Source organism: Tatumella ptyseos ATCC 33301, from assembly GCF_000735525.1.
Classification (GTDB): domain Bacteria; phylum Pseudomonadota; class Gammaproteobacteria; order Enterobacterales; family Enterobacteriaceae; genus Tatumella; species Tatumella ptyseos.
In genome coordinates, this window is record NZ_JMPR01000004.1 from 69,341 (window position 1) to 91,284 (window position 21,944).

The window sequence follows — 21,944 nt, forward strand, 5'->3', positions numbered from 1 at the left end:
AAACCGAATACCTTACCGGAAAGTCCCCCGCTATTAACGCCCCGTATCCGTCAGCTCCCGCGTCTGCCGGACCTGTCTCATAAGCCGCAACGACGAGGGCTTAGCTAATTTCCGGATAATCTGTGCACGAATTGATATTAAATAAAACGAAAAAGCGTGGATATAGTTTAAGCAATAATATTAATCAGTTAAGAGTGCTTATGGCCAGAAATGAACAACTCTCATTAGGTGCATTTATCCATCCGGCAGGACACCACGTGGCCGCCTGGCGGCACCCTGATGTTGCACCCGACCCGCTGAATATTCAGCAATATATCCGGATAGCTCAGCTTGCCGAACGCGCCTGCCTGGACACCTTATTTATTGCCGACAGCCTGGCGGTCTTTGACTCGCCGGTGGCCCACAAAATGGCGCGCTCTAATTACTTTGAACCGGTAACACTGCTGGCGACCCTCTCAGCGGTGACACAGCATATCGGTTTAATTGCGACCGCGACCACCAGCTACAATCAGCCATACCATATTGCGCGTCAGTTCGCGTCACTGGACCACCTGTCCGGCGGGCGTGCGGGCTGGAACCTGGTGACGTCTGATGCCGCCAACGAAGCCGCTAATTTCAACCGGGAACAGCACTTCAGTCATCAGGAACGTTATTTACGCGCCCGTGAGTTTTACCGTGTGGTTGAAGGGCTCTGGAATAGCTGGGAAGACGATGCGTTTGTGTATGACAAACCAGGCGGCGAGGTCTATCGCCCGGAAAAAATGCATCCGCTTCACCATCACGGCGATTACTTCCGGGTACGGGGGCCATTAAACATTGCCCGTTCACCGCAGGGTAAACCCGTCGTTGTACAGGCCGGCTCGTCCGAAGACGGCAAAGCACTGGCCGCAGCCACGGCGGATGTCGTATTTACCGCCCAGCCAACACTCGACAAAGCCAAAGCGTTTTACCGGGATGTGAAACAGCGCCTGAGCCTCTCCGGCCGGACCGAAGACAGCCTGAAAATCATGCCTGGCGTGCTGCTGATCACCGGACAGTCTCAGTCTGAGGCCGAAGAAAAATATGAGCAGTTCCAGCAACTGGTCGAGCCGGACGTGGGGATCGCACTGCTGGGCAGAATGCTGGGGAATTTTGATTTGTCCGGCTATCCACCGGATGAACCCCTTCCCGAACTTCCCTTGTCAGACTCCGGCCAGCAAAGCCGTCAGGCCCTGTTACTGGCGCTGGCCGCCGAAGAAAACCTGACGCTGGCAGAGCTGGGGTTACGCATTGCCGGAGGCCGTGGGCACCGGACCCTGAAAGGTACTCCCCGGCAGATTGCCGACGAACTGCAGTGCTGGTTCGAAGAGTATGCCGCGGACGGTTTCAATATTATGGTGCCGCACCTGCCGCTGGGGCTGGAAGAGGTTGTACTGCAGGTCGTCCCGGAGTTGCAACGGCGCGGCCTGTTCCGCAAACAGTATCAGGGTAATACCCTACGCAGCCATCTTGGTTTATCCGTCCCCGCGTTTTCCCCGTCATCTGCGAGAAATTAATATGCATTACCAGCCTGCAAAACAGCGTTATCAGGACATGCCTTACCGGTATTGTGGTCAGAGTGGCCTGAAACTGCCGCGGATCTCCCTCGGTTTATGGCAACACTTCGGTGATAACACCACCCGGGAACAACAGCGTGCCCTGCTGCACAGCGCATTCGATGCCGGGATAACCCATTTTGATTTAGCGAATAATTACGGAACCCCTTATGGCAGCGCCGAACAGAATTTCGGTGAGGTTTTCCGCAGAGATCTCCGCCCGTTCCGCGATGAACTGATCATCTCCAGTAAAGCCGGGTATGACATGTGGCCCGGGCCTTACGGACAAGGCGGCAGTTCACGCAAATACCTGCTGGCCAGCCTTGACCAGAGCCTGCAGCGACTGGGCCTGGACTACCTGGATATCTTCTACTCTCACTGTTATGACCCGGACACAACGCTGGAAGAGACCGCCTCGGCATTAGCCACCGCGGTCAGCCAGGGGAAAGCCCTGTATGTCGGGATCTCCTCTTACCCCTCTGCACAGACGCGGGAAATCACACGCCTGTTACGTCAGTGGCATGTGCCACTGATTGTTCATCAGCCGGCCTATAACCTGTTCAACCGCTGGATTGAGCAAAACCTGCTGGAAACCTGTGCCGCACAGGGCACCGGGATCATTGCCTTCAGTACCCTCGCCCAGGGATTACTGAGCGGTAAATACACCGCCGCCACTCCGGCGGATAAGCCACGCGCCAGTATCGATCAGCGTGAACTGAGTGAGCAGAATTACACCCGGATTGCGGGGCTGGAGGCCATCGCCCGACAGCGTGGACAATCCCTGCCACAGATGGCGCTGGCCTGGGTTCTCCGCTTACCGGAAGTGACTTCCGCGCTGACCGGTGTCAGCTCGGTGGCGCAACTGCAGCACAATCTGCAGGCGCTGGAAAATACCGACTTTACCCCCCGTGAACTGCAGGCCATCGACCACTATGCCATCGATGGCAGCAGCCTGTTTGGCAGGATCAACGACCCCCGACCGGAGGCCTGATGTTTACACTGATAACTACCCTGGCAACGCTGTTGCTGATCATTCTGATCTCTTCCTGGCTGACACGGCGGATCAAAAATACCAGTGCCAGGGAGTATTTTATGGCCAGCGGCAAGCTGAGCTTCGGTTTTATCGCCGGTTCCATGATGCTGACGAATGTGTCCGTTGATCAACTGATCGGCCTGAACGGCGATGCCTACCTGCATAATCTCAGTGCCATCGCATGGGAAGCCACGGCCATTATTGCCATTATCGCGCTGGCGTTGTTCTTCCTTCCCCGCTATATGCAAAGCGGCTTTACCACCCTGACCGGGTTTATTGAATCCCGTTATGACCGGACCGCCCGCAAAATTGTCAGTATTCTGCTGCTGATGACGTATACCCTGGTGTTATGCCCTTCATCACTCTACCTCGGGGCGCTGACGCTGGAGAAAATCTTTAATGTTCAGCAACTGCTGGGGATCAGTTATCAGAGCAGCCTGGTCGCCATGATCTGTCTGACCGGAGCCATCGGGACGGCCTATGCCGTGTTCGGCGGGCTGCGGGCGATTGCGGTTTCCGATACTATCAATGGTGTGTTTCTGCTGGCGATCATTTTCCTGGTCCCGGTGCTCGGCTTTATCGCGCTGGGACACGGCCATTTTCAGGAAGGGGTACACGAGCTTCTGCGTCAGAATCCGCAAAAACTGAATATGATCGGCAATGCCCACGACAGTGTGCCGTTCAGCACCCTGTTTACCGGGATGATTTTTGCCAACCTGTTTTACTGGTGTACCAACCAGGCCATTATGCAAAAAAGCCTGGCCGCCCGTTCACTGGAGGAAGCACAGAAAGGTATTCTGCTCACCGGGGCGTTTAAGCTGATCCTGCCATTACTGATGATGCTGCCCGGCATTATTGCCTGGCACTATTTCCGCGGGCATCCGCTGGTCTCGTCGGACCTGGCGTATCCGGCCCTGATTGCTGCTCTGTTGCCCTGGTGGCTGAAAGGGTTCTTTGTCGCCATCATCCTCGGTGCGGTAATGAGTCACTTTAATGCCATACTGAATGCGTCTGCTACGCTGCTGACTTATGACTTCTATCTGCACCGCCGCCCCGGAGCCACAGACCGCCAACAGATCCGTTTCGGTAAGCAAATGACCCTGCTGGTCGCCATTATCTCTATTGCCTGTGCCCCGTTGTTAATCCATGCCCCGGACGGTATCTACACCCTGTTACGCCGTTTCACCGGGTTCTTTAATATGCCGGTCATTGCGATAGTGCTGTTTGCCTTTCTCGTCTCCCGGCCGCCCGCCATCGCCGCAAAAGTGGTGCTGGTGTTTCATGCCCTGCTGTACGGTATTTTTATTCTGGGACTGAACGTGGATGCCCGCTGGGGGATCAGCTTTATTCATCTGATGGGGATATTATTTGCCTGTGAAATGTTACTGCTGTTTGCTCTGAACCATTATCTGCCCTCGGGCAATAAAGGCCGCCTGCCTGACAGCGGAAGTGAACTGGTAGGCTGGCGCTATGCGGTGCCGGTGAGTATCGCGCTGATTGCGGCACTGGTCAGTCTGTATCTGACGTTCTCCCCGCTCGGACTGGTGAGCGGGCACTTACAGCAAGGCTGGTATATTGCGATGGTGCTGGTCTGGAGTCTGGCGTTGATCGCCCATCTGCGCTACGCCCGGCGGTCAAAATCGCGCCCGCTTGCCGGTAACGGCTTGCGGGCATAGGCCACACACCCAGAGATCACGCACGGCCCTTCAGATCCTGCGGCCCCGGTAAGCCACGGGGCCGCAGGTCGTTAGCCGTTACCGCGGAATTCCGGATAAAGACTCATCCCGCCATCCACAAATAATGTGGTGCCGTGCACATAATCCGCCAGGTCACTGGCCAGCCAGACGACAGCGTTGGCAATATCTTCGGTCACCCCGATACGTCCGTAAGGGATCAATTCCAGCAGTTTTTCGGCCGCCTCTCCCTGCGTCGCTTCCTTATTAATCGCCGTGGCGATGGCACCCGGGGCAACGGCATTAATACGGATTTTCTCCTCACCCAGCTCCTGTGCCAGCGAACGCATCAGCAAATCCAGCCCGCCTTTTGAGGCGGCGTAGTTGGCATGACCGGCCCAGGGGATCAACTGATGCACCGAGCTCATATGAATAATTTTACCTTTTGCCCGGCTGACAGACGCGCGATCCTGTTGACGGAACTGCCGGACGGCCGCCCGGGCGCACAGAAACTGTCCGGTCAGGTTCACATCCAGGACCTGTTGCCACTCGGCGAGGCTCATATCGGCTATCATGGCATCCCGCTGCAGGCCGGAGTTAGCCACCAGAATATCCAGGGCACCAAAGGCTTCGAGGGTTTTCGCAAACAGGTTTTCGACATCCTCTTCTTTTGACACATCCCCCTGCACCGTAATGGCCTGACCGCCCTTTTCACGAATGCTGCTGGCAAGTTTTTCTGCCGGCTCAGGCTGGCTGCGGTAATTAATCACCACGCTGGCACCGGCAGCCGCCAGGGCTTCGGCACATCCGTAGCCAATACCTGAACTGGCACCGGTAATTAACGCCACCTGGTTTTTCAGAGATAAAATCATCCATTACTCCTGTGTCTGCAGAATAAAATATCCCCTTAAGTGTAGACACGGATCCGCCGGTTACTCAAAAAGACAGGGAAAAACCGAAGAGACAGGTCGGGCAGACAGCCCCCCGACAGACCAGTAAGAGAGTGACAAATTCGCTGACATAATGACCTGTCAGTAACATAACAATATTTGAGCCAGCCCTTGCGTTAGTTAGTTCCCCCGGCATAGTGCTGGCTTTTATTCCGCAGGAGCCTGCCGTTCACACCGGGTGAACTCCCTCACGGTTTTTCTTTTAATCAGAAAATCATACTTAATATTTCAGGTCCGCAGCCTCTTCCTGACCCGAAAGTCTGCCACCGGATGCGACGTTCATCACAAATCTATTGGCTCTCCGCGCCGGAGAAAACCACTCATATCCCCCGGTAACCGCTTTTTCCGCTATATCGCCACTGACCCGCTTTTCTTCCCGCCTGCGAACAAAAACCGACAGGATGGGAGTGCCGCCACTGACCGGGCTGGCACTCTCCCCGGCTCAGACCGGAGACCTCAGAACCGTTAACTTCTTTATCAGCTAACTGTATGGATAACTTATGGATAAACATAAATTTCTCAGGCATCTTCCCTGGGTTTTTTTAGGGATACTCGGGGCCGGATGCCTTGCCATCGTGGCATTACGGCGCGGTGAAACTATCAGCGCCCTGTGGCTGGTCGTCGCCTCGGTGTCTGTCTATCTGGTGGCTTATCGCTATTACAGTCTCTATATTGCCCGCAAAGTCATGCAACTGGACCCGACACGGGCAACCCCGGCCGTACTCAATAATGACGGTCTGAACTACGTCCCGACCAACCGCTATGTCCTGTTCGGCCACCACTTTGCCGCCATCGCCGGAGCGGGGCCGCTGGTCGGGCCGGTGCTGGCCGCACAAATGGGCTACCTGCCCGGAACGCTGTGGCTGCTCTCCGGGGTCGTCCTGGCCGGGGCGGTACAGGACTTTATGGTGCTGTTTATTTCCTCACGCCGGAACGGGGCATCCCTCGGAGAGATCATTAAACAAGAGATGGGCCCGGTCCCCGGGACCATTGCGTTGTTCGGCTGTTTTTTGATCATGATTATTATTCTGGCGGTACTGGCACTGATTGTGGTGAAAGCACTGGCCGAAAGTCCCTGGGGCGTTTTCACGGTATGCTCTACCGTGCCTATTGCCCTGTTTATGGGGATTTATATGCGTTTTTTACGGCCGGGTCGTGTGGGTGAAGTGTCGGTGATCGGTCTGGTATTGCTGCTGCTTTCTATCTGGTTCGGTGGTGTGATCGCCCATGATCCTTACTGGGGCCCGGCACTGACCTTTAAAGATACCACCATCACGTTTACCCTGATTGGCTATGCCTTTGTCTCTGCACTGTTACCGGTCTGGCTGATCCTGGCCCCCAGAGATTACCTGGCCACCTTCCTGAAAATCGGGGTGATTGTCGGTCTGGCTGCCGGGATTGTGATCCTGAACCCGGATCTGAAAATGCCGGCAGTCACGCCGTTTATCGATGGTTCCGGCCCGCTGTGGAAAGGCGCTCTGTTCCCGTTTTTATTTATCACTATCGCCTGTGGCGCGGTGTCAGGGTTTCACGCACTGATAGCCTCCGGGACGACCCCGAAACTACTGGCCAACGAAAACGATGCCCGTTTTATTGGTTACGGTGCCATGCTGATGGAATCCTTTGTGGCCATGATGGCTCTGGTCGCGGCCTCGGTGATCGAACCCGGTCTGTATTTTGCGATGAACAGCCCGCCCGCTACCCTTGGGATCACCATGCCTGATCTGCATCAGATGGGAGGCGATAATGCCCCGCTGATCATGGCACAACTACAGGAGGTGACTGCCCGGGCAGCCGCCACGGTCAGTTCCTGGGGATTTGTGATCACCCCGGAACAGATCCTGCAAACAGCCCAAAATATCGGGGAACCGTCGGTACTGAACCGGGCCGGCGGAGCACCGACGCTGGCCGTGGGAATTGCCGAAGTTTTCCATAAAATTATGCCAATGGCGGATATGGGATTCTGGTATCACTTCGGGATCCTGTTCGAGGCGTTATTTATCCTGACCGCTCTGGACGCCGGTACCCGCTCCGGGCGTTATATGTTGCAGGATCTGCTCGGTAACTTTATTCCTTTCCTTAAAAAAACACAGTCACTGCCCGCCGGTATTATCGGTACAGCCGGCTGCGTCGGATTATGGGGCTATTTACTGTATCAGGGCGTCGTGGACCCGCTGGGTGGCGTGAAGAGTCTGTGGCCGTTGTTCGGTATCTCCAATCAGATGCTGGCCGCCGTCGCACTGATGCTGGGCTGTGTCATTCTTATCAAAATGAAACGGCAACGGTATGTCTGGGTTCCCTTGCTGCCGGCCATCTGGTTACTGATCTGTACCACCCGGGCCTTAGGTCTGAAGCTGTTCAGCAATAATCCGCAACTGGAAGGCTTTTTCTATATGGCCCGGGAGTACCAGTCACGTTTACGTGTAGCGGGCAGTTCCCTGACGCCGGAACAGGTCAGCAATATGCAACATATCGTGATTAATAATTACACCAATGCCGGGCTGAGCATCCTGTTCCTGGTAGTGGTCTACAGCATTATGATTTACGGCCTGAAAATATGGCGTCAGGCAAGCCGGATACCGAAACGTACCGACAAAGAAACCCCTTATGTCCCGATCCCTGAAGGCGGTGTTAAAACCACCTCCGGCCATTAAATTACGCAAGGTCACGGCCCGCGTTTGCCGGGCCGGTGACGGAGGAGAAGTGATGAGTAAAGCAGCTTCGGTAGCCAGACACCTCGGACATGCCGCCAGAATGCTGGTGGGTATTCCAGATTATGAAACCTATGTGGCGCATATGCAGCTCAGACATCCTGATCAGCCGGTGATGAGTTATAAAGAATTTTTCCGCGAACGTCAGCAGGCCCGCTATGGCGGTAATGGTAAGGGGGGAATGCGCTGCTGCTGAAGCGGTAATATCAATACCGACTGTCAGGCATGGTTGCCCCGCGGGGCCAGCGCCAGGAGCTCCCCGCGAATGACTGCATCACCCTCCCCGGCCTGACGGTCCCCGCATAACTGGCGGGGCAGAGAAGTCATGACCGGGCCGTATGACAGCCCGGTCGTCACGGGGATGATAACCCGAGGATCGCCTTCAGCACCTTCAGATAACGGCGGCTGACCGGAACGATCTGTCCGTTTTTCATCACCAGCTCCCCCTGATGATTTTCATGCATGCGGATCTCACTCAGCAGATCCAGGTTGATCAAATGTTGCCGGTGGCAGCGGATCAACGGGGTCCGCCGTTCCAGCGTCCTCAGGGTCAACTCCGTCGTCCCGGTTTTTCCATCCCGCCCGGTCACATAGATACCCCCTATGCGGCTGCTGACACAGGCAACGTCTTCCATCGGCAGCAGATAAATACGGTTCAGACCGTTACAGGGAATATATTTCAGCGGCCTCTGGGTCACCTCTATCCGGCTGAGATCCTGCGGCTCCTCTGCCTGCCGCAGGCGTTGTAGTGTTTTTTCGAGTCTGTCAGCCCGGAGTGGTTTTAACAGGTAATCAACGGCATTCTCATCAAAGGCCTGTAATGCGTATTCATCATAGGCTGTAAGAAAAACAATATGGGGCCGTTGCCGGGTATCCAGCATCCCGGCCATTTCCAGCCCGCTGATACGGGGCATATGAATATCCAGAAAAACCACCCGCGGCTGCAGACGGTTAATTGCCGCCATTGCCTCTATCGCATTTTCCGCTTCGCCGGCAATCTCAATATCCGGGAATGATTGCAGTAACACCCGCAGATTTTCCCGTGCCAGGGGTTCATCATCCACGATCAATACCGTCAGCATGGCCCGGTCTCCGCCGGTAAGCGAAGCGTGACGCGGGTATAGCGTTCACTGTCCACTGTCACCGTAATCCCGTAATCATTGCCGAATTTTGCTTTCAGTCGTTTATCAGCCAGCCCCATACCCATCCCCTGCCCGTGATGATTATCCGGCAGATAAAGACCGGCATTATCCTGCACGGTCACTTCCACACACAGTGGCTGACGGCGGGCAAAGATAGTAATTTCCCCGACCCCGAACAGCCGTGATGTCCCGTGTTTGATCGCATTTTCCACCAGCGGCTGCAGAATAAATGCCGGCAACCGGTAATGACGTAATTCCTCCGGGATCTGCAGGGTCACTTTCAGTTTTGACTGAAAACGCGCCTGCTCAATTTGCAGATAAGCCTGCACATGTTCCAGCTCATCGCCCAGAGTTGCAATTTCTGACGAGCGTTTTAAGTTTTTACGAAAGAAGGTCGACAGATCCTGCACCAGTAAACCGGCCCGCTGACTGTCCTGGCGGATCACCGCCTGTAAGGTATTCAGCGCATTAAACAGAAAGTGAGGGTTGACCTGGGCATGCAGCAGTTTAATCTCTGAGCGCGCCAGCAGAGCTTTCTGGCGTTCATACTGACCGGCAAGGATCTGTGCGGATAATAGCCGGGCGATCCCTTCTCCCAGAGTGCGATTGATCGAGCTGAATAAGCGGTTTTTCGCTTCATACAGCTTAATGGTGCCGATGATCCGCTGGTTTTCTCCCTGTAACGGGATCACCAGTGAGGATCCGAGCCGGCATTGCGGGCTGATCCGGCAACGGTAAGGCACCTCATTACCGTCAGCATAGACGACGTTACCGGTTTCAATGGCACGGCGGCTATGATCAGACGATACCGGCCGCCCGGCCAGATGATGATCATCGCCGATCCCGGTGAAGGCCAGTAGCTTCTCACAGTCGGTTATCGCTACGGCACCGATATCCAGCTCCCGGTGCAGGACCTGAGCGACTTTCAGGCTATTTTCCTGATTAAATCCCTGCCGTAATATCCCTTCAGTGGCAGCGGCAACCCGTAATGCCGTCGCAGAAAATACGGAGGTGTATCGTTCAAACATCTCACGTTTATCCAAAAGGATACGCATAAATAGCGCCGCACCCGCCGTATTTGTGATAACCATCGGGGCGGCAATATCGCTGACCAATGAGAGCGCTTCCGTATAAGGCCGCGAAATCAGCAAAATAATCAGCATCTGTACCAGCTCAGCCAGCAGAGTAATGAGCCCGGCGGTCAGCGGGCTGAAGATTTTATCTGCCCGCTCACGGCGAACCAGATACCGATGCAGCAGGCCACCCAGCAGCCCCTCGATCACCGTTGAGATCATGCAACTGACGGCAGTCATTCCTCCCAGAGAATAGCGATGCAGACCACCGGTCAGTCCGACCAGGATCCCCACCGAAGGCCCCCCGAGCAGCCCCCCCATCACCGCACCGATAGCCCGCGTATTGGCAATGGAATCATCGATATGCAGGCCGAAATAGGTTCCGGCAATACAGAAGAAAGAAAAAGTGATATAGCAGAGCAGCTTATGGCGAAACCTCACCGTCACCTGCATCAGCGGAATAAACAGGCGCGTCTTACTCATCAGCCAGGCGATGACCAGAAAGACACACATTTGCTGTAACAACAGTAATATCAAACGTATTTCATGCATCTGCAATCGCCCTGTCTCTGACAAATTGCGAGCATAGCGTTTCCGGACAGGCCTTTCTTTGCGCCAGCGCCGAAATTTACCACGGCTTTTCGTCAGTCAGTACCGCAAAAGATTTATGTGACAGCGCTGAGGATTGCCCTCTGTCACCGCAGAAATCTGCACCATTGATCTCTTGTTTCATTAACCGGAGCCTGTATGCAACACCTTAGCCCTGAACGGGTCCATATCGCCGCATTTCCGTCAAATGCCTGCTCAGGACCCGTGCCTGTCGGTATGATTTCCGGGACGGGCCTCAGAAGACATAGATCATGGTAACGGCTACCGCATCCTGATTTGCCAGACGAAGCGCATTATCTTTCTTCAGCAGGCTCTTTTTATATTCCGTGGTGATCCGGAAGTTATCATTAAACGGATAGGCGGCGAAAAATACCAATGCTTTATCCAGCCAGGCATTACCGATGGATTCAAGACCTTCCCCCCGCGATTGTATATATCCGGCAGATGCCGTAATGCTCAGAGGTGTATTCCAGGAGGCTACCGCTTCAAAACTTTTGGCTTTGTTCGCAAACCCGGAAATATTTAGCGCGCTGCTACGGACCGGGTTCAAATTACGGCTTTCTGAATACAATACGGCCGCATAAAAAGGGGCGTGTTCCAGGTTTGTCCCGGCCACCCACGCTTCCATATTGTCCCCGCTACCGAGCGCCAGTTTTTTCTGTGCATCCGTCCGCGACGAACGGATATAGGACCCGCCAAGAGAAATACCGGTATCCGGGATTTTATACGTCAAAGACATACCATAACCGTTGCCATTCTGTTTCAGCGCCGGGGTATTACCTTCTTTTTTCCCCTGAAACTGGAAACCGGCTTCCAGCCCTTTCACCAGAGTAAAAAGATCCCGGTTATGGTAGGAAAAAGAGCCGGAACTGCGGCGTGACAGGAAGTTATCAATAGAAAAAGAACCCGCACCCCAGACAGGGAAAATATCCGTCCAGCGTACAACATCATAAAAAACACTGTCATTCCTTCCGTAATCGAAATACCCATATTCTCCGGCCGAGATACCGACATAGGCATAACGGGTATAATCTTCCCCAGGCTCACTTTCGGCCTTATTTGCCCGGAAATCATGTTCGAAACGGCTGTAACCGTACATCTGATCATTGATGTCGGTTTCTGCCCATAAATTAATACGGGCTATGACCGCATCGCCACTCATCGCCTTATTCTGACTGAAGAAGTGACGCCCCAGTACACGTCCGTCAAGATGCACCCGGTTTCCGCCCTGATCATAAATCGGTACAGCATGAGCATTCATCTGAAAAGAGGACAGTCCGGCTAACAGCATTACCCCGAAAGTATTTTTAATCGTCATCATATTAATTCATCCTGAAATAATATTTATTTATGTTATTTTGCAACCTATCCTGTTGCGTTAATTTTATTGTTATGCGGTGTGGTGTCTGAAATAGCGTTTTATTTTTTGCGGAGACCTCCCTGATTTAAGTAGTGAAAGAATAATGTCCATTGAAGGTAAACAATGCCGCAGATATTCTTTATAACCGGCACATAAATAGTTTTTATTCGTCTGTTCAAACCGGTGTTTCGGGCACCCTCCATGGCAGAGTGGCCGGAACGTACAACGGAGACAGTCAGGGTCGAGGTGACGGAGTTTATGCTGGCCGAAGCGGATATTCTGTTCAGAGTTGATCAGATCCCGGAGATCCGAATGATGTATGTTTCCCAGCCGGTGTTGCGGGTAGACGAAGTGATCGCAGGAATAGACATCCCCGTTCGCTTCCATCACCGGGTTCGCACCACAGGTCGGCGCAGTGACGCAGGATCCCTGTCCCCCGGCCAGTTGTGTCATCGTCTGTTCAAAATTCATCACAAACACACTGCCCGTGTCATTCAGCAGCCAGTGATCAAAAATTTTGTTCAGAAACCGGCCATATGCCTGTGCCGGAACCGACCAGGGAGTCACCTCGCTCTGTCCGGTGAAATCCGGTGATATCAGCGTCAGTCCGTCCGGGCCTGGCTTATTCGCGGCTCTTTCCACCAGCGGGATAAACTGAATATAACGGCTGCCGGCCCGTTTCAGCGCCTGGTACGTTTCCAGCGGACGCCTGACATTCTCTGCATTAACCACCGTTAATGTATTGAACGCCACGCCGTGCTGCCTCAGTACGCGGATGCCGGCCAGCACGCTCTCATAGCTGCTCTTTCCTGCGCGGGTCTGACGCCAGCGGTCATTACTGACACGGTCACCGTCCAGAGAAATCCCCACCAGAAAGTGGTGTTTTTTCAGAAAACGGGCCCAGCTATCGTCCAGTAACATACCGTTCGTCTGGAGATAGTTATTAATTTGCCGGTTGCCGCGATAACGCTGTTGCAGATCCAAGGCCTTTTCAAAGTAGTCAATGCCCATCAATGTCGGTTCACCGCCCTGCCAGATAAACTCCGCCACCTCTGAGGTCCCTGCCTCAATATTCTGCCGGACAAACGCTTCCAGCGTGGTGTCATCCATTTTCCAGTGGTTTTTTCTGTCCGGATATAACCGCTCTTTTTCCAGGTAAAAACAGTAAGTACAGTCAAGGTTACAGACCGACCCGGAGGGTTTGGCAATCACCTGGAAATGCTCAAAAGGACGATTCATGATCAGCTTCCGTCTACGGGCAGTGCTGCCCGTACAGGCAACACTGCATCACTGCGGGGATTAATGTGCCGGCGTCCATTGCTCTGACGGACTTTCCTGCCAGCCGTAACGCACTGCTTTAAAATGAAGGACTGACTTATCTGAACGCGGTGTGATCGCGCCGGTATAAAGCTGCCAGGTTTTACCATCCCAGCTGTAACCGATAGAGGCATTTTCGGTCCGGTTACTCAGGTAGATCTTATGATTGACCTCATCCTGCATAACGACCGGAGATAAGGTGACATGCTGCCGGCCCTGAGTATCCAGCAGATCTGTAACCATCTGTCCTTCATCGATCAGGTTGGTATCATTTCCCTGATCACGCCAGTCATCCATCGCCTGACGAAAACGGGCAATTTCTGCACGATAGGCGCTGTCGGTAATGACATTTTTTAACTGCGCCGGATCCTTTCTGAGGTCGTAAAACTCTTCGGCCGGACGCGGTTCAAACCAGGCCTGTTGTGCCGGATTCAGTTGCTTATTCTGTTGCGCATTCACCAGGTCATGCATACTGCGTAATGCGTTACGGAAAGGGATACTGGCACCGCCCGGCGTGCTATCCAGATTACGCACATACTGGAAGTTTTTATCTCTGACAAACAGCGAACGCATTTTCAGATTATCCATCCGCCCTCTCGAACCGTAGACATATTCACGTCGCGGCGCATTATCCTTCGACAGATCAATACCTTTCATATAGTCAGGTACCTGCACACCGGCATAGCCAAGCAGGGTCGGCGCGAGATCTTCAAAGGAAATCAGCCGGTCATCGCTGCTACCATCCGCAGGCCAGCCTGCCGGCCGGTATTTCGCCGGGATATGGATCATCATCGGAACATGGGTTCCGGAATCATAACCTTCCCGCTTTTTACGCGGCAGACCATCGCCGTTATCGGCGGTGAAGATAACAATCGTATTGTCCCAGAGCTTATCTTTCTTCAGCGCCCGGATCAGATTACCGACCTGCTGATCCATCACCTGAACATTGTCATAGAGCTGAGCCAGTTCCTGGCGGGTATCCGGGGTATCGACCAGCCAGGGTTCAATGACCACATTGGCCGGGTCAGTCGGTGTATACCGGTAATGTGAGCGGAGTTCATTCCATACTTTCGTAATATACTCAAACCCTTGCGGCGTATTATTGTCGCTAAAGAGCGCCGACTCGTGGGTAATTTGCGGGTTAAAGTTCATAAAGAACGGCTTACCCTGCAGATCGTAGTTACGCCAGGCCACCGGCACCCTTAAATCGTCCATATTGCCGTAGTCCCCGTGCTCGCTCCATAATGAGAACGGCCCCACATCGGCATGCCCGCGGGTAAACTGGTAATCGGTCTTGGTATCGTTATAGGTAAAGTAGCCACTGCGCCGCAGTAACTCAGGGTAGCCTTTGACCCAGGAGGGAGGCACGCCGACATAGGCCCCTTCCGGCCTTGTTGCGGTGCGCATATGTTGTAACCCGATGGTATGAGAAAATACCCCCGTAATCAGCCCTGCACGTGAAGGTGCAGACACCCCCGCCATCGTAAATGCATTGGTAAACCGGACCGATTCTTTCGCCAGCGCATCCAGATTAGGCGTATTGGCCACCTTATCGCCAAAGGCTCCGATTCTGGCATTCATATCCTCGGTAGCAATAAGGATAATATTGGGACGGTCACTGCTAATTTGTGGCTGGAAGTGAGTATTTACTGCATTGACTGACGGGGCAATAAGCATTCCGGTAATCATCGATGACAATAAAAGAGGTTTCATCATTGATAGCGTCCTTTATCAATTACCCGTATTCATTGAATGAATACAGGTTATAATTAGCCAATACCCTGGCTGAAATATTCCTGATTTATTTTTATTACTCATAGAAGAGAGCGCGATGAATTCGCGTTGATCTTAATAATCTGCCTGACTCAATTCAGGTGGTTCAGACAGTAGCAGACTGATATATTTTTAATGTGAGGAAAATCACCAATGCTATAAAAATATCCCGCAACGAAATCAGTTAATCAGTTAATCAGTTAATCAGTTAATCAGTTAATCAGTTAATCAGTTAATCAGTTAATCAGTTAATCAGTTAATCAGTTAATCAGTTAATCAGTTATCTTATTCTTATTAAGTACAGAGCGATGGAAATTTATTTAGGCCCTCTGCCCCCGGAAATAGCTGATGCAGCCCTCCGGCAGATCTGGAGTGGATATTTTTCATTGCCCTCCCCTGGTGCACAGTTATTGAGCATTCGGCCTGACTGCACCAACCCGGGGCATCCGGCCTGCTCATATTTCTCTCCCTTTTTTATTTTGCAGCGTCTCCTGCACTTCATATCACCGTATTCTCAATAATTTCTTATGTATTAACACAAAATCTCCGGGACGGAATGACTGGCACGCTAATTGCTTATTAATTCTGTCAACGCTCAAAGGGGAAATAATGAAAATCGCTATCTGGCAAACACAGAGCAGCCACTGTGATTACACCGCGAATCTGGCCAGACTGGATTCTGCGTTACAGGAAGCTGCAGGTCAGGGCGCGTCATTACTCATCACCCCCGAGATGTTTCTTTCCGGATATGTCCTTAACGAACGTACCCGTGAGATGGCAGAGACATTTCCCCTCGCAGCACTGCAGGCGCTGGCCGGTAAATGGCAGATAGCCATTATCGCAGGCGGCCCGCTGGCTGCGGACGGTAAGGTCTTTAATGCCAGTTACTTTATTTCGTCGCTGGGGGAAATTTCCGGGATTTACCGCAAAACACACCTCTTCGGTGAGCTGGATAAAAGTCAGTTCACCGCCGGTGATCAACCGGTCTGCATCATTCCCTGTAACGGGGTAAATATCGCATTACTTATCTGCTACGACGTCGAGTTTCCGGAAACCGTTCGTGCCGCTGCCAATGCAGGCGCACATCTGGTTGCCGTCGCCACCGCACAGATGAAGCCTTTCGACTTCGTTAATAAACATCTGATAGCCACCCGGGCCTGGGAAAACCAGCTCTATGTGGCTTACGTTAATCAGACAGGCCAGGAAGAACACCTGGAATACGTGGGGTTAAGCCTGGTGGCTGGCCCGGACGGACAGGTGATAGCTCAGGCTTCAGAAACTCAGGAACAACTGCTTTACGCACAGATAGATCCATCTCAGGTGATTCAGGCACAGCGGGATAACCCTTACCTGACCGATCTGCGAACCGACATATTGTGAATAATACAAAACTCAGAGGATACCAGTATGAGTGACAGTAAATCGACACTAAAATCCGCCGGACTCAGCGGGAATCTGGGCGTTGGCAGCATCGTCTTTATGGTCATTGCCGCGGCAGCACCTTTGACAGTGATCGGCGGCAATGTGCCGCTGGCTATCGGCATCGGTAACGGCGCCGGAGCACCCTTTGGCTTTCTTATCGCCTCGCTGATCCTGCTGGTATTTGCGGTCGGTTTTGTCTCAATGACACCCTATGTGAAAGATGCCGGTGCCTTTTATTCTTACATTACCCAGGGTCTGGGCCTCCGTGCAGGAATGGGTGCCGCCTGGCTGGCACTGGTGACGTACACCACCATTCAGGCCGGGGTGTATGGCTATATGGGCTGGGCCGTTAATGACCTGGTGGTACATTACGGAGGGACCGCGCATCCATGGTGGTTGTACTCTGTGCTGGCGATTGCCGCCGTCGCTATTCTGGGTTACCGTCATATTGAGCTCAGCTCAAAGATCCTGGGAATTGCGCTGGTGCTGGAGATTGGAGTGGTTTTAATCATGAACTTCTCCGTTCTGTCGAAAGGGGGTGCCAGCGGTATCAACCTGGATTCATTCGAACCTTCCACGGCCTTTTCTCATGGTTTAGGGATGGCGGTACTGTTTGCCCTGACCGGATTTATCGGTTTCGAATCAACGGCTATTTTCCGCGATGAATCCCGTAACCCCGGTAAGACCATTCCCCGTGCCACCTATCTGGCAGTAGTGATTATCGGTGTATTTTATACCTTCTCTACCTGGGCCATGGTTGAAGCGACCGGTGCCTCCCACGCGGTGACTGTCGCTAACAATACGCTGAATGGTAACGGAAATATGCTGCTGGATATTGCCCGTCAGTATAACGGCGCACTGTTAAGTAACATCATCCAGGTGCTGCTGATCAGCAGTATTTTTGCCTGTGTTCTGAGCTTCCATAATGTGTTAGCCCGCTACAAATATGTGCTGTCCGGTCAGGGCTATATGCCTAAGTTCCTGTCTGAGGTTCACCATCAGCATAAATCCCCCTCTAATGCCTCACTGGTTCAGTCTGCCACCGCGCTGGTACTGATTGTTATCTGTGCATTATGCAAACTGCAGCCGCTGACTCAGGTATTCGGTTATATGGCAGGTATTGCCACCGTCGGTATTGTTTTACTGATGCTACTGACCAGCCTTTCCGTGGTGGTGTTCTTCAATAAAAACAAATCGCTGGTTCAGGGAAGACACTGGAAAACCCGTGTCCTGCCAGGGGTTTCCGTACTGACACTTTCAGCTTCACTGATCATGGTGCTTTCTAACTTCACCACCCTGACCGGGGGCAGCATACTGGTCAGTGCCCTGCTGGCCGTGATCCCGGTTCTGGCGTTAGTCGGGGGTTACCTGGTCATAAATAAACAACAGTTACTGGTAGCCGGTATGGAGTCTTAAGCGAGTTGCCATCTACGCGCCCCGGCCAGCTCCGGGGCTTTTTTATGCCAGTGATCATACTCTCATCCCGTCTTATCCTGTTTCATCCCTCCCCCCCGATGCTTTCTCCGTAGAATAAAAGATGCCGCCTGACGCGGGTTATTCCGCAAACGCTATACTTTATTCACTGGCCGGGAAATCACCTGCTTTTCCCGCCCCCCGGCAGGCAGGCCCGGAAACACAGCCCTGCTGCAACCCTCTCTTAGCGAAAAGGATACCTATGTGTACTTTTAAAACTCAGGATGGCACGCAGATCTACTTTAAAGACTGGGGGACCGGGAAACCGGTCGTATTCAGCCATGGCTGGCCTCTGGACAGCGATATGTGGGATACGCAACTCAATTTTCTGGCAGATAACGGCTATCGTGCCATCGCCTTTGACCGTCGGGGATTCGGACGTTCCGGACAACCCTGGCAGGGTTATCACTACGATACCCTGGCCTCCGATATTCATGACTTACTGACTCATCTGGATCTGCAGGACGTCACTCTGGTCGGCTTTTCCATGGGCGGGGGGGATGTTGCCCGCTATATCAGCCATTACGGAAGCTCACGTATTGATGGTCTGGTTCTGCTGGGCGCAGTGACTCCGTTACTGGGGGCTAAACCTGATTTCCCTGAAGGCGTGGACGCATCCGTCTTCGGGAATATCCGCCAGGGCTTGCTGAAAGACAGAGCGCAGTTTATCAGTGATTTTGCGACTCCGTTTTACGGGGCAAATGCCGGGCAGACAGTGTCTGATGGCATACGGGCACAGACACTAAATATCGCCTTACTGGCATCATTGAAGGCAACGGTTGAGTGTGTCACGGCATTTTCTGAGACCGATTTTCGCCCTGATATGGCAAAAATTGATGTGCCGGCACTGGTGATCCACGGCAACAATGACCAGGTCGTTCCCTTTGAAACGACCGGTAAACTGGCGGCTGAAATGATTAAAAATTCTTCACTAAAGATTTATGATAATGCGCCTCATGGCTTTGTCGTGACCCACGCACAACAGCTGAATGATGATCTGCTGGCGTTTCTGCAGACACTGTAATCCGCACAGAAAAGGCCCTCGTTGTACAACTGCCTGAAAAGAGGGCCTTTGACAAGCACCGTGCCCGTTGCCGGTGCAGATACACCGCTGCCATGGACAGCAAGTCAGTGATACCCGTACAGAGTCGCAGACAAATATCAGTATTCTTCTTTATCACTTTCTGCGTAGGCGACTACCGCCCGGGCAGTCGCGTCAGGCGACGTCCCGTGTCACCTGCCCGTCATGCAGGACAACGTTCAGACTGCCATCCCAGAACTCAACGATAAATACATCGCTGCGCTGGATATTCAGGTTTTCGAGTTTGGCATCCAGCCACTCTTCATCTTTATTAATAATATTCAGTTCTGACGTTCTTGGCCGGCCATCTTTCATCACGATAATTGACGGCATCTTGCTGCCCTCACACACCACAGACAGTGAACCGCTCGGCTCGATCTGTGCGTAACGTATCTCCTGGAAGGAGTGGATCCCCTGGGAATGCAGTTGCGAAGCCACATTGATAATATCGATTTTATTGCGTCTGCGCAGGATATTATCCATCAGGAACTTACCATTTTTGATGATAGGGATCGGCTCTCCGATAGTAAACGTCCGGAAAAACCAGATATGCTTACTCACCCAGTTCAGCAGTGAAATCAGCATCACGCCGATCAACAGCACCAGAATATATTGATGCATCGGGATAGCATCACTGTAGATCACCCCCCCGATGATCCCCCCCAGCACAAAGTTACCGATAAAATCTACCGGCGTCATTTGGGACAGTTGCGTTTTCCCTGAAAAGTTAAGGTGTGAAATCACTACCACAAAACCGATCACGAATTTCAACAGAACAATTGCATAATATTCCATAGTCACATCCCGTAGTGAAAACAGCCTATAATCACCCTGACAATAAACAACCCAAACACAAAACAAAAATGAAACATAAAATCAACAAAAATACAGCGGAGTTTCTGAATATCTGTCCGCCCCAGTATAGTAAAAATACAGAAAAAATTCTATATTTTCAATTTGAGGAAAACCGGACATGGTTAATACCAGGCAGACACGGAGCTTACAGAGGCAGAAAAACACTAAATTAATTCTTCTCTTAACTATATCATCTATCCGCGAATACCCTTATCTGATGCTTTCTCTCACATATAACAGAGGTTTTAAAATATCCGTTAAAAACAATGAAAGGTATCACTGGGAGAGGTAAAAAAGAATAAAATAACTTATATGGCGTGTAAAATTCATTCGCCTTCAATAACATTAAGTGAAAATCATTTAAAAACCAGCCCATAAAAAAATAATATGACGTTCAACATTTTAAAGAATATAAAATAGAAATTAACATCAACATTTGGATGTCAATAAAATGAAAAAACACGACGCTATTAATTCCATTATGGAATACTATGAAAGTGGAACATTCCTAAAAATACTTTCTCAGGCAGTCAATATGAGAACGCTCAGTCAGGCAGAAGAAAACCAAACAGATTTATATGCCTATATTCATGAATTCATGATGCCACTGCTTACTGATATGGATTTTGTATGCAAATCTTATGAAAACCCTGTCAGTGGTAAACCTCCATTTATGGTAGGGCATCGTTTCGAAGATGAAAAACTTCCCACAATACTACTGTACGGACATGGCGATGTCATATATGGAATGGATGAACGCTGGGGGGATGGGCGCTCGCCATGGCATATTTCATCAGAAGATAATAAAATCTATGGCCGCGGCACTGCAGATAATAAAGGTCAACACCTTATAAATATATTATCCCTTAAATCCATCATTGAATTAAAAAAAGGTAACATAGGATTAAACATAAAAATACTATTAGAAATGGGAGAGGAAAATGGCTCTCCTGGAATTATCGACTTTTGCTCCGAAAACAAAAAACTGCTTGCAGCAGATGTTTTTATTGCTTCTGATGGACCTCGGATAGCCGATAACATTCCTACACTATACTTAGGGTCTCGTGGTGTTTTCAATTTTTGTATGGAAGTAAAGTTAAGAGATAAGGACTTCCACTCCGGGAATTGGGGCGGAATTATTAAAGACCCGGGGATTATATTATCAAATGCTATTTCATGTATCGTGGATCATAATGGTCGAATAAAAATACAGGAGTTAAAACCTAAAGAAATACCTGAAGACGTGAAGAATTCTTTGAGTAGCATAGAAATACGCCCATCAATTTCAAACAGTTCACCCGACATTTTTGAACAATGGGGAGAACCTGGACTCAGTCTGAGTGAAAAACTCTATGGCTGGAACTCATTCAGTGTTCTGGCACTGGATTCAGGTAATCCGGTTACCCCCACACATGCAATATCAGGATCAGCTAAAGCCTACTGCCATATCCGGTATGTTACAGAAAGTGATCCACTAAAATTTCTCACCGCCATCCGAAATACACTTAAAAAAGAGGGGATTAATGATATCACCCTGTATGAAGATAAGTCACACTTTATGCAGGCAACCCGATTGAATCAAAATAACTCCTGGGTGATACGGGCAAAAAAATCTATGGAAGACAGCCTGGGCAAAAAAATCACAATCCTGCCAAACCTTGGGGGTTCAATACCTAATGCTGCGTTTTCTGACGTACTGAGTTTACCCACATTATGGATCCCTCATTCCTACCCATCCTGTGCACAACATGCTCCGGATGAGCATTTACTAACAACAATAATTCAGGAGGGTTTACAGATAATGACCGGACTTTTTTGGGATTTAGCTGAATAAATTAATGAGATACCCTAAAAATATATCGAGGGTATCTCATTCTGAGTCATTCACTTTCCACAGT

General features: G+C 51.4%; 17 protein-coding genes. 9 read left to right on the forward strand and 8 right to left on the reverse strand.

Annotation, left to right across the window (positions count from 1 at the left end; genetic code table 11):
- Nucleotides 1-200: 200 nt before the first annotated feature.
- From GTPT_RS00430 to GTPT_RS00440, 3 genes are read left to right on the forward strand one after another with little or no spacing between them, the layout of a single operon-like run.
- Entirely contained in the window at nt 201-1,535 is a 1,335-nt protein-coding gene (locus tag GTPT_RS00430; protein WP_029991133.1) for an LLM class flavin-dependent oxidoreductase, read from the forward strand.
- A gap of 1 nt (nt 1,536) precedes the next feature.
- Entirely contained in the window at nt 1,537-2,565 is a 1,029-nt protein-coding gene (locus GTPT_RS00435; RefSeq protein ID WP_029991134.1) for an aldo/keto reductase, read from the forward strand.
- Nucleotides 2,565-4,283 (forward strand): solute:sodium symporter family transporter, encoded by a 1,719-nt coding sequence (locus GTPT_RS00440; protein ID WP_038010614.1) that lies wholly within the window; start codon nt 2,565-2,567, stop codon nt 4,281-4,283. Before GTPT_RS00435 ends, GTPT_RS00440 begins: the two co-directional genes overlap by 1 nt.
- A 71-nt stretch (nt 4,284-4,354) precedes the next feature.
- Here the strand turns inward: GTPT_RS00440 and GTPT_RS00445 are convergent, their stop codons facing one another.
- The gene (locus GTPT_RS00445; protein ID WP_025903966.1) at nt 4,355-5,152 is read right to left on the reverse strand and encodes an SDR family oxidoreductase; all 798 of its coding nucleotides are present in this window, start codon (nt 5,150-5,152) and stop codon (nt 4,355-4,357) included.
- 398 nt (nt 5,153-5,550) lie between these two features.
- Nucleotides 5,551-5,742 (reverse strand): hypothetical protein, encoded by a 192-nt coding sequence (locus GTPT_RS17710; protein WP_145959559.1) that lies wholly within the window; start codon nt 5,740-5,742, stop codon nt 5,551-5,553.
- Between GTPT_RS17710 and GTPT_RS00450 the strand changes: the two genes are divergently transcribed.
- Both GTPT_RS00450 and GTPT_RS00455 read left to right on the forward strand, forming a co-directional pair.
- Complete coding sequence (locus tag GTPT_RS00450; protein ID WP_029991138.1) at nt 5,731-7,884, forward strand: carbon starvation CstA family protein; 2,154 nt, start codon at nt 5,731-5,733, stop codon at nt 7,882-7,884. The genes GTPT_RS17710 and GTPT_RS00450 overlap by 12 nt on opposite strands.
- A gap of 52 nt (nt 7,885-7,936) precedes the next feature.
- Nucleotides 7,937-8,137: a YbdD/YjiX family protein gene (locus GTPT_RS00455; RefSeq protein WP_025903951.1), complete on the forward strand. Its 201-nt coding sequence runs from the start codon at nt 7,937-7,939 to the stop codon at nt 8,135-8,137.
- A 157-nt stretch (nt 8,138-8,294) separates the two neighbouring features.
- Here the strand turns inward: GTPT_RS00455 and btsR are convergent, their stop codons facing one another.
- The 5 genes from btsR to GTPT_RS00480 form a co-directional block, all read right to left on the reverse strand.
- Nucleotides 8,295-9,023, reverse strand: coding sequence for a two-component system response regulator BtsR (btsR, locus tag GTPT_RS00460; protein WP_025903950.1), 729 nt, complete (start codon nt 9,021-9,023; stop codon nt 8,295-8,297).
- Nucleotides 9,017-10,708 (reverse strand): sensor histidine kinase, encoded by a 1,692-nt coding sequence (locus GTPT_RS00465; protein ID WP_025903949.1) that lies wholly within the window; start codon nt 10,706-10,708, stop codon nt 9,017-9,019. The genes btsR and GTPT_RS00465 overlap by 7 nt, the downstream gene beginning before the upstream one ends.
- Nucleotides 10,709-11,000: 292 nt before the next feature.
- Nucleotides 11,001-12,086, reverse strand: a complete 1,086-nt coding sequence (locus tag GTPT_RS00470) for a porin (protein WP_029991094.1) — start codon at nt 12,084-12,086, stop codon at nt 11,001-11,003.
- A gap of 69 nt (nt 12,087-12,155) precedes the next feature.
- The gene (locus tag GTPT_RS00475; RefSeq protein ID WP_029991092.1) at nt 12,156-13,364 is read right to left on the reverse strand and encodes an anaerobic sulfatase maturase; all 1,209 of its coding nucleotides are present in this window, start codon (nt 13,362-13,364) and stop codon (nt 12,156-12,158) included.
- Nucleotides 13,365-13,424: 60 nt separating this feature from the next.
- Nucleotides 13,425-15,158, reverse strand: a complete 1,734-nt coding sequence (locus GTPT_RS00480) for a sulfatase family protein (protein WP_025903946.1) — start codon at nt 15,156-15,158, stop codon at nt 13,425-13,427.
- Nucleotides 15,159-15,824: 666 nt separating this feature from the next.
- On the opposite strand from GTPT_RS00480, the gene GTPT_RS00485 reads away from it, so the two are divergent.
- From GTPT_RS00485 to GTPT_RS00495, 3 genes are all read left to right on the forward strand, one after another.
- Nucleotides 15,825-16,595 (forward strand): carbon-nitrogen hydrolase family protein, encoded by a 771-nt coding sequence (locus tag GTPT_RS00485; protein WP_081671484.1) that lies wholly within the window; start codon nt 15,825-15,827, stop codon nt 16,593-16,595.
- Between the two features lie 27 nt (nt 16,596-16,622).
- On the forward strand, nt 16,623-18,053 hold the full coding sequence (locus tag GTPT_RS00490; RefSeq protein ID WP_051170873.1) for an APC family permease: 1,431 nt from the start codon (nt 16,623-16,625) through the stop codon (nt 18,051-18,053).
- Between the two features lie 259 nt (nt 18,054-18,312).
- Complete coding sequence (locus GTPT_RS00495) at nt 18,313-19,134, forward strand: alpha/beta fold hydrolase (protein ID WP_029991085.1); 822 nt, start codon at nt 18,313-18,315, stop codon at nt 19,132-19,134.
- Between the two features lie 192 nt (nt 19,135-19,326).
- On the opposite strand, the gene GTPT_RS00500 is transcribed toward GTPT_RS00495, so the two are convergent.
- Nucleotides 19,327-19,986: a DUF421 domain-containing protein gene (locus GTPT_RS00500; RefSeq protein ID WP_029991084.1), complete on the reverse strand. Its 660-nt coding sequence runs from the start codon at nt 19,984-19,986 to the stop codon at nt 19,327-19,329.
- A gap of 511 nt (nt 19,987-20,497) precedes the next feature.
- On the opposite strand from GTPT_RS00500, the gene GTPT_RS00505 reads away from it, so the two are divergent.
- Nucleotides 20,498-21,880, forward strand: coding sequence for a M20/M25/M40 family metallo-hydrolase (locus GTPT_RS00505; RefSeq protein ID WP_029991082.1), 1,383 nt, complete (start codon nt 20,498-20,500; stop codon nt 21,878-21,880).
- The last annotated feature ends 64 nt before the right edge of the window (nt 21,881-21,944 follow it).